The 7631-nt window shown below is 67.4% G+C and carries 7 protein-coding genes and 1 pseudogene; 2 read left to right on the top strand and 6 right to left on the bottom strand.

The features are described 5' to 3' along the window. Positions 1-49 precede the first annotated feature (49 nt). The 3 genes from hisB to J7E68_RS01300 are packed head-to-tail and all read right to left on the bottom strand — an operon-like array spanning position 50 to position 2167. Positions 50-667, bottom strand: coding sequence for an imidazoleglycerol-phosphate dehydratase HisB (gene hisB / locus J7E68_RS01310; protein ID WP_215169146.1), 618 nt, complete (start codon positions 665-667; stop codon positions 50-52). Further along, complete coding sequence (locus tag J7E68_RS01305) at positions 664-1758, bottom strand: histidinol-phosphate transaminase (RefSeq protein ID WP_215169144.1); 1095 nt, start codon at positions 1756-1758, stop codon at positions 664-666. Before J7E68_RS01305 ends, hisB begins: the two co-directional genes overlap by 4 nt. A gap of 46 nt (positions 1759-1804) precedes the next feature. Beyond that, entirely contained in the window at positions 1805-2167 is a 363-nt protein-coding gene (locus J7E68_RS01300; RefSeq protein ID WP_215169142.1) for a LysM peptidoglycan-binding domain-containing protein, read from the bottom strand. A gap of 279 nt (positions 2168-2446) precedes the next feature. Here J7E68_RS01300 and lexA point away from each other — a divergent pair, with 279 nt between their 5' ends. Together lexA and J7E68_RS01290 are read left to right on the top strand one after the other, a co-directional pair. Then, a complete protein-coding gene (gene lexA / locus J7E68_RS01295) occupies positions 2447-3133 on the top strand; it encodes a transcriptional repressor LexA (protein WP_215169140.1) in 687 nt (228 codons plus the stop codon). A 43-nt stretch (positions 3134-3176) separates the two neighbouring features. Beyond that, on the top strand, positions 3177-5045 hold the full coding sequence (locus J7E68_RS01290) for a prolyl oligopeptidase family serine peptidase (RefSeq protein ID WP_215169138.1): 1869 nt from the start codon (positions 3177-3179) through the stop codon (positions 5043-5045). Here the strand turns inward: J7E68_RS01290 and smpB are convergent, their stop codons facing one another. The 3 genes and pseudogenes from smpB to ftsE form a co-directional block, all read right to left on the bottom strand. Beyond that, positions 5046-5522: an SsrA-binding protein SmpB gene (gene smpB, locus J7E68_RS01285; RefSeq protein WP_215169136.1), complete on the bottom strand. Its 477-nt coding sequence runs from the start codon at positions 5520-5522 to the stop codon at positions 5046-5048. Positions 5523-5608: 86 nt separating this feature from the next. Beyond that, positions 5609-6523, bottom strand: a pseudogene (gene ftsX / locus J7E68_RS01280) (permease-like cell division protein FtsX). Next, entirely contained in the window at positions 6520-7581 is a 1062-nt protein-coding gene (ftsE, locus tag J7E68_RS01275) for a cell division ATP-binding protein FtsE (RefSeq protein WP_215169134.1), read from the bottom strand. Before ftsE ends, ftsX begins: the two are co-directional and overlap by 4 nt. Between the last annotated feature and the right edge of the window lie 50 nt (positions 7582-7631).

Here is a 7631-nt window from a genome sequence, read left to right as displayed (position 1 = left end):
TGGACGTTGCCGGATTGGTAGTCGAAGACGGCGACACGAGGAGCTGCACTCACAGCGCACCCTTCGTCGACGGGATGCCGTCGACCAGCGGGTCGAGGGCCTTGGCCTGGCGGAATGCGCGGGCGAACGCCTTGTACTCCGCCTCGGCGATGTGATGCGGGTCACGGCCGCCGAGAACACGCACGTGCACCGTCAGCCCCGCATTGAAGGTGATCGCCTCGAAGGAGTGACGCACCAGGGAGCCGGTGAAGTGCCCGCCGATCAGGTGGTGCTCGAATCCCGCGGGCTCGCCCGTGTGCACGAGGTACGGCCGTCCCGAGATGTCGACGACGGCTTGAGCGAGCGCCTCGTCGAGCGGCACGAGTGCATCGCCATACCGCGAGATGCCCGATTTGTCGCCCAGCGCCTCGCGGATCGCCTGACCGAGAACGATCGAGATGTCTTCGACCGTGTGATGCGCGTCGATCTGCGTGTCGCCCGATGCACGCACGGTGAGGTCGGTGAGCGAGTGCTTCGCGAAGGCGGTCAGCATGTGATCGAAGAACGGCACCGACGTGTCGATGCGACTCGCACCGGTGCCGTCGAGATTCAGCTCGAGCTCGACGGTGGACTCCGACGTGCTGCGCACACGGGTGGCGGTGCGGGGGTTCTGGCCGGGAGTGCTCATGAAGCCGATCCTATCGAGGCGAGGGCGTCGAGGAACGCGGTGGACTCGGCCTCAGTGCCCGCGGTCACCCGAAGGTGTCCGGGGATGCCGACATCACGGATGAGCACCCCACGGTCGTAGAGCTGCTGCCAGACCTTCTGCGGCTCGCTCACTCCGCCGAACAGCACGAAGTTCGACCAGGATTCGTGCGGCGTGTACCCCAGCGCCTCGAGCGTCGCCGAGATGCGATCGCGCTGCTCGATGATCTCCTCGACCATGCCGAGCATGATGTCGGAGTTGCGAAGGGCCGCGACCGCCGCCGCCTGCGTGAGCGCGCTCAAGTGGTAGGGCAGTCGCACGAGTCGGAGTGCGTCGATGAAGGCGGGGTCGGCCGCGAGGTACCCCACTCTGGCTCCGGCGAAGGCGAAGGCCTTGCTCATCGTCCGCGACACGGCAAGGCGGGGGCGGCCCTCGAGAAGAGTGAGTGCTGAGGGTGCGTCCTTGGGTGCGAACTCCTGGTACGCCTCATCGACGATGACGATGCCGCGCGAGGCCTCGTAGACGGCCTCCACCACGTCGAGGCCGAGGGGCGTGCCCGTGGGATTGTTCGGCGAGCAGAGCAGGATGACGTCGGGGTCGACCTCTTCGATCTGCGCCGCGGCCTCTTCGGGCGTGATCGTGTAATCGGGCTGACGGGTGCCGGCGATCCATCGGGCGCCCGTGCCTTGTGCGATCAGCGGATACATCGAATACGTCGGCGCGAAGCTGAAGGCCGTTCGACCCGGACCTCCGAACGCCTGCAGGATGTGCTGAAGGACCTCGTTCGATCCGTTTCCCGCCCAGATCTGACTCGCGTCGAGCCCGTGTCCGAGGTACTCGGCGAATCCCTCCCGAAGGGTCGTGAACTCACGATCGGGGTACCGATTGACGTCGCGGAGCGCGACGGCGATGTCATCCAGGATGTCACTCGCGACAGCATCCGGGACCGGATGCGTGTTCTCGTTGACGTTCAGTGCGATGGGGAGCGGCGCCTGCGGGGCCCCATAAGGCGTGAGCCCTCGGAGGTCGTCACGAAGCGGTAGGTCGGCGAGTGATGCAGTCACCCTTCCCATGGTAGGCCGCACCACGAGCACCGATGCGCGAGGTGACGTTACAGCGTCACTTCGAGTACTGAGCGGGGATGGCCAGCTCCTGGCCGATCTGCAGCTCGCCGCCTCGCAGGAGGTTCAGGCGAGTGATGTCACCGATGACCTCACGCGGGTCTTCGGCCGGGGCGATGCTCTCGGCGATCGACCAGAGCGTGTCGCCGGGCATCACTGTCACGGATGCGAACGATGCGGTGGCGACCTGCTCGCCCGACGCCATCGCATTGCCACCGCTGAGGGCGGCGAAGCCGATGCCCACGGCGAGCGGCACGGCGGCGATCGCGAGCACCACACGGCGGCCACGCGCCGTCAGACGGAGCTTCGTCGCCGGACGCGCCGGGAAGACTGCTGCGTTGCTGAAGGTGATGGTGCTCATGTCGTACTCCTCTGCATTACCGCGGGGCGGTGAAGTTGGCGTAGCGTTCGCATTCGCGTCTCGGCCGGGAGCCGTGAATGCGAAGCTACGTTCCGAAGTTATCTTCGAATTCGAACATCTGTCAAGCGTTCTTCGAAAAAGTGACCCGATAATCGGCCGACACGCTCGAACAGATCTTCCACATCGGCGCGATTCTCGGATACGGTTTCGATACGAACACCCCATCACGGGCCTCCGACATTCGAACTGAGACGCCGGATCGCACACCTGAGGAGCACCATGAGCGACAACGCCGCCCCCGAGTCCGATGCACCGCGCACCCGTCGCCGGAAGAGCCTGAGCGCCAAGCAGATGGCGATCCTCGAGGTCATCCAGACGTCGATCAGCCGCTACGGCTACCCGCCGAGCATGCGCGAGATCGGCGATGCGGTGGGTCTGAAGTCACTGTCGAGCGTCACCCACCAGCTGGGGCAGCTCGAACTCAGCGGCTATCTTCGGCGTGACCCCGGCAAGACGCGTGCGATGGAGGTGCTGATCGATCTTCCGGGCACGAGCGGTGAGAACCCCGCCGATGTGGCCACGCCCGTCGGCGACGCGGCCCTCGTCCCGCTCGTCGGTCGCATCGCTGCCGGTGTGCCCATCACGGCCGACCAGCAGGTCGAGGAGATCTTCCCCCTCCCCCGGCAGCTCGTGGGCAAGGGCGATCTGTTCATGCTCAACGTGTCGGGCGAGTCCATGATCGATGCGGCCATCTGCGACGGCGACTGGGTCGTCGTCCGCTCGCAGAACAGTGCCGAGAACGGCGAGATCGTGGCAGCGATGCTCGATGGCGAGGCCACCGTCAAGGTCCTCCGTCGCCGCGACGGCCACACCTGGCTGCTCCCCCGCAACTCCGCCTTCGAGCCGATCCTGGGCGACGAAGCCGTGATCCTGGGAAAGATCGTCGCCGTGCTCCGCGCGGTCTGACGACACCGAGCGCGCCGTCCGGGGCGCACCATAGGCTCGAAGCATGTCGTCGCCGTTCGGTTCCTGGACCTCTCCCTTCTCTCCTGCGGCGATCGCCGCAGCATCACCGCGTATCGACGGTGCTGCCTTCGTCGCAGACGAGATCTGGTGGGGTGAATCGGTGCCCGCTGAGGGCGGACGACTCACCGTTCGCAGCTCGACCGGCATCGAGCTCCTCCCCTCGCCCTGGAACGCCCGATCGCGCGTGCACGAGTACGGTGGCGGGGCCTGGACCGCGGACGCCGACGGCACCCTGTACTTCGTCGACGCCCGGGATCAGCGAGTGCATCGGTTGCCGCGCGGCGGCGTGCCGGCCGCCCTCACCCCTGAGGGCCCCGCGCACGGAGGTCTGCGTCTGCAGCAGGGGCGCCTGCTCGCCGTGCGTGAAGATCTCAGCGTCGACCCCCACCAGCGGGCCATCGTCGAGATCCCGACCGACGGGTCGGCCGCCGACGACGCGACGCAGGTGAGGGTCATCGTGCAGGGAGAGGCCTTCTACGCGCACCCTGCGCTGTCTCCCGACGGATCCCGCGTCGCCTGGGTGGAGTGGTCGGGCGAGCGGATGCCCTGGCAGCACGCCGCACTGGTGCTCTCCGACGGTTCCCGGCGCACCGACCTGCCGACCCGAGCCGCGCTTCAGCCCGAGTGGGTCGGCGAAGACGAGATCATCTACGCAGACGACCCGTCCGGTCGCTGGTCGCTCTACCGGCAGCCCCTCGCCGGAGTTCAGCCGAACGGCACAGCGGAGCCGATCTCCGATGCCGATGGCGACGACGCAGACACCGGATACGGGCTCTGGGTGCTCGGCAACCGCTGGTATCGACCACTCGACGACGGCCGCGTCGTGGCGGTGCGCACGAATGGACGCGACGAGGTCGTGGTCTCCGCCCGAGACGGAAGCACGCGGAGCATCCCGGTTCCGGCCGACGGCCATGTGAGCGTCGACGATGTGTCCGGGTCACGCGTGCTGCTCTCCGGGAACAGTTCGACGACGGCACCGGGCGTCTGGTGCGTCGACGTCGACACCGGAGACGTCGAGGTCGTCGCTGGAGCGACCCCGGTGGATCCGGCATGGATGCCGGCAGCCTCCGAGATCGTGGTCGAGGGCATGCGCGGTCCCGTCCACGCGTTCGCCTACCCGCCGGTGAATCCGACGGCGTCTGCCCCGGATGACCAGCGCCCTCCCTATCTCGTGCTCGTGCACGGCGGCCCCACCGCTCACGTGACCGGCGCCGCATCAGCGGCAATCGCGTTCTGGACGAGTCGCGGCGTCGGGGTGCTCGACGTGAACTACGGCGGTTCGAGCGGGTACGGCCGCGCCTACCGCGAACGCCTCGACGGCGAGTGGGGCGTGGTCGACGTCGATGACGTCGTCGCCGCAGCCCGCGGGCTCGCCGACGTCGGACTCGCGGATCCCGACCGCATCGCGATCCGCGGCGGCTCCGCCGGCGGGTGGACAGTCCTCTCCGCGCTGGTGAGGGGAGGCACGTTCGCCGCCGGGATCAGCAGGTACGGCGTGACCGATCTGCGGATGCTGAGCGAGCATTCGCACGATTTCGAGGCGCACTACATCGAGGGCCTGGTGGGGCCGCTGCCCGAGGCCGAGGCACTGTATGTCGACCGCTCACCGCTGACCCATGTCGATCGCATCGACGTGCCGGTGCTGCTCATGCAAGGAGCCGAAGATCGCGTGGTTCCCCCGTCGCAGTCCGAGGCGATCCGTGATGCCCTCCGGCAACGCGGCGTCGAGCACGACTACGTCCTCTACCCGGGCGAGGGGCACGGCTTCCGGTCGAGCGAGACGATCATCGACGCGCTCGAACGCGAGCTGGCATTCCTGGGCAGGGTGTTCGGCTTCACCCCGGCGAACTGATCACTCTCCGACGCGATTGCGCAGCCTCATGGCACGGTCGGCCTCGCGGGTGTCCTGTCGCTCGCGCAGCGTCTGACGCTTGTCGTACTCGCGCTTGCCCTTGGCGAGAGCGATCTCGACCTTGGCACGACCGTCCGAGAAGTAGAGCTTGAGCGGGATCAGCGTGTAGCCACCAGCCGACACGGCGTGCTGCAGCTTCGCGATCTCCTCACGATGCAGCAGCAGCTTTCGCACGCGCTTCGCCGTGTGGTTCGTCCAATGTCCCTGCGAGTACTCCGGGATGTGCACGGAGTCGAGGAACACCTCGTTGCCCTTCACGAACGCATATCCGTCACTGAGATTCGCGCGCCCCTGGCGCAGCGACTTCACCTCGGTGCCGGTGAGCACCATCCCCGCCTCGTACGACTTCTCGATGTTGTAGTCGTGACGTGCGCGACGATTGGTCGCGATGACCTTCTCCCCGCGTTCCCTGGGCATGATTCTCTCCTGATCCGTGTCGCGCAGTGGTTCCAGAGCCCATCAGTGGGCGCACGACAGCCTGTCAGTCTATACCGACGTGCCGGTCACGTGCGCAGCCAGCGGCGGATCGCGAAGCCGGCCGAGAGCGCGGCGAGGATCACGCCGATCCCGATCAGCACCGGCACCACGATCGCAGCATCCTGCATCGACACCCACGTGGTGATGAACGGGACGCGACCGCGCAGGTAGCCGTCGACGCCGAAGTGCACCCCGGCGACCACGGCGGCACTCGCCAGCACAGAGCCCAGGAACGCCGCGAACACGCCCTCCAGCACGAACGGTGTCTGGATGAAGCGGTTGGATGCGCCGACGAGGCGCATGATCCCGATCTCCTTGCGGCGCGCGTAGGCCGACAGCCTGATGGTCGTGCCGATCAGGAGGATGGCCGCGATCAGCATCAGCACGGCGATGCCGACGGCGATGTAGGTCGCGACCGTCAGCGCCTAGGAGAGCGTCTGGGGGTACTGCAGCTGGTCCTGCACCTGTTCGACGCCGGCGACGCCGTTGAACGCCTCGGAGATGACCTGCGATTGACCGGGGTCCTTCATCGTGACGAAGAACACCTCGAAGGCCTGATCGGCGGTGATGACGCTCGCCTGATCCTCGCCGAGCTGGTCGACGAGCTTCGCGTAGGTGTCTTCCTTGGAGTCGTAGGTCACTTCGCTGATGAGCGGCGCCAGCGCATCGCCCTCGAGCTGGGCGCGCACCGCGTTCACCTGATCCTCCGACGCTCCGCCGTCGACACAGGTATCCTTCTCGGAGATCTCCGAGCACATGTACACGGCGACCTGAGCGCGCTCGGTCCAGTAGCCGCGCATCGTGCCGATCTGCGCCTGCATGAGGATCGCGGCGCCGACGAAGGTGAGCGACACGAAGGTCACGAGCACGACCGAGATCACCATCGAGATGTTGCGGCGGAGGCCGCCCAGTGCCTCTGTGAGGATGAGTCCGATTCTCATGAGGTCGGCCCCACTTCTTCCGCACCGTCATCTGAGAGGCCGAGGCGGTCGGCGACCCCCAGCTCGGCGACGTCGACGTCGGGCAGCACGATGGGGTGGGTGCGCGGCACCACACCGGCAGGGGGATCGGCCGGTGCCTCGTCGACGACGGGCGGCTCGACGGGGGCGGCCTGAGCCTCGGGGGTCTCGGATGCCGTCGGCACCGCATCGGCAGACGGCGCAGCAGCCTTGCGCTGTGCGCTCAGCTCCTCGGCCAGCGCGGCTCGTACCAGAGACAGGTCAGACGTCTGACGCTGCACTTCCTGGACGGCGGTGAGCGCGGCCGCGGCGGCTGCGCCTCGGACCTCTTCCGGCACGAGACGCGGGATGTTCGACGTGTCGCCGTACCCTCCGTGCACCTCGTCGCGCACCATCTCGCCGTCGCGCAGCTCGATCACCCGACGCTGCATCTGGTCGACGAAGGCGGCTTCGTGCGTCGCCATCAGCACAGTGGTGCCACCGGCGTTGATGCGGGCCAGCAGCTGCATGATGTCGACGGACGTCGCCGGGTCGAGGTTTCCGGTCGGCTCATCCGCGAGGAGCACCTGCGGTCGATTGACCAGCGCCCTGGCGATGGCGACGCGCTGCTGCTCACCACCGGACAGCTCGTGCGGCATCCGCTTCTGCTTGCCGTCGAGTCCGACCAGTGCGAGCGCCTCGGGAACGGCCTGCTGGATGAAACCACGCGATGACCCGGTCACCTGCAGGGTGAACGCGACGTTCTGATAGACGGTCTTCGACGGCAGCAGCCGGAAGTCCTGGAAGACCGAGCCGATGTGGCGGCGGAAGTACGGCACCTTGCGGTTCGCGAGCGACCGCAGGTCGCGGCCGAGCACGGCGACGCGACCGGTCGTGGGTACGTCCTCGCGCAGGATGAGCCGCAGACAGGACGACTTCCCCGACCCCGACGCACCGACGAGGAAGACGAACTCTCCGCGCTGTACTTCGAAGTCGACACCGGACAGTGCGGGCCTCGCGGTCCCGCGGTAGCGTTTCGTGACGTTCTCGAACCGAATCATGGCTGTTCGAGCCTAAGCGCGCCGTGTCGTCTGCCTGCGAGCGACACCCC

Source organism: Microbacterium sp. ISL-103, from assembly GCF_018613995.1.
Taxonomy (GTDB): Bacteria; Actinomycetota; Actinomycetes; order Actinomycetales; family Microbacteriaceae; genus Microbacterium.
The sequence above is the reverse complement of the archived record's forward strand: the minus strand, read 5'-3'. Positions and strand labels throughout refer to the sequence as shown.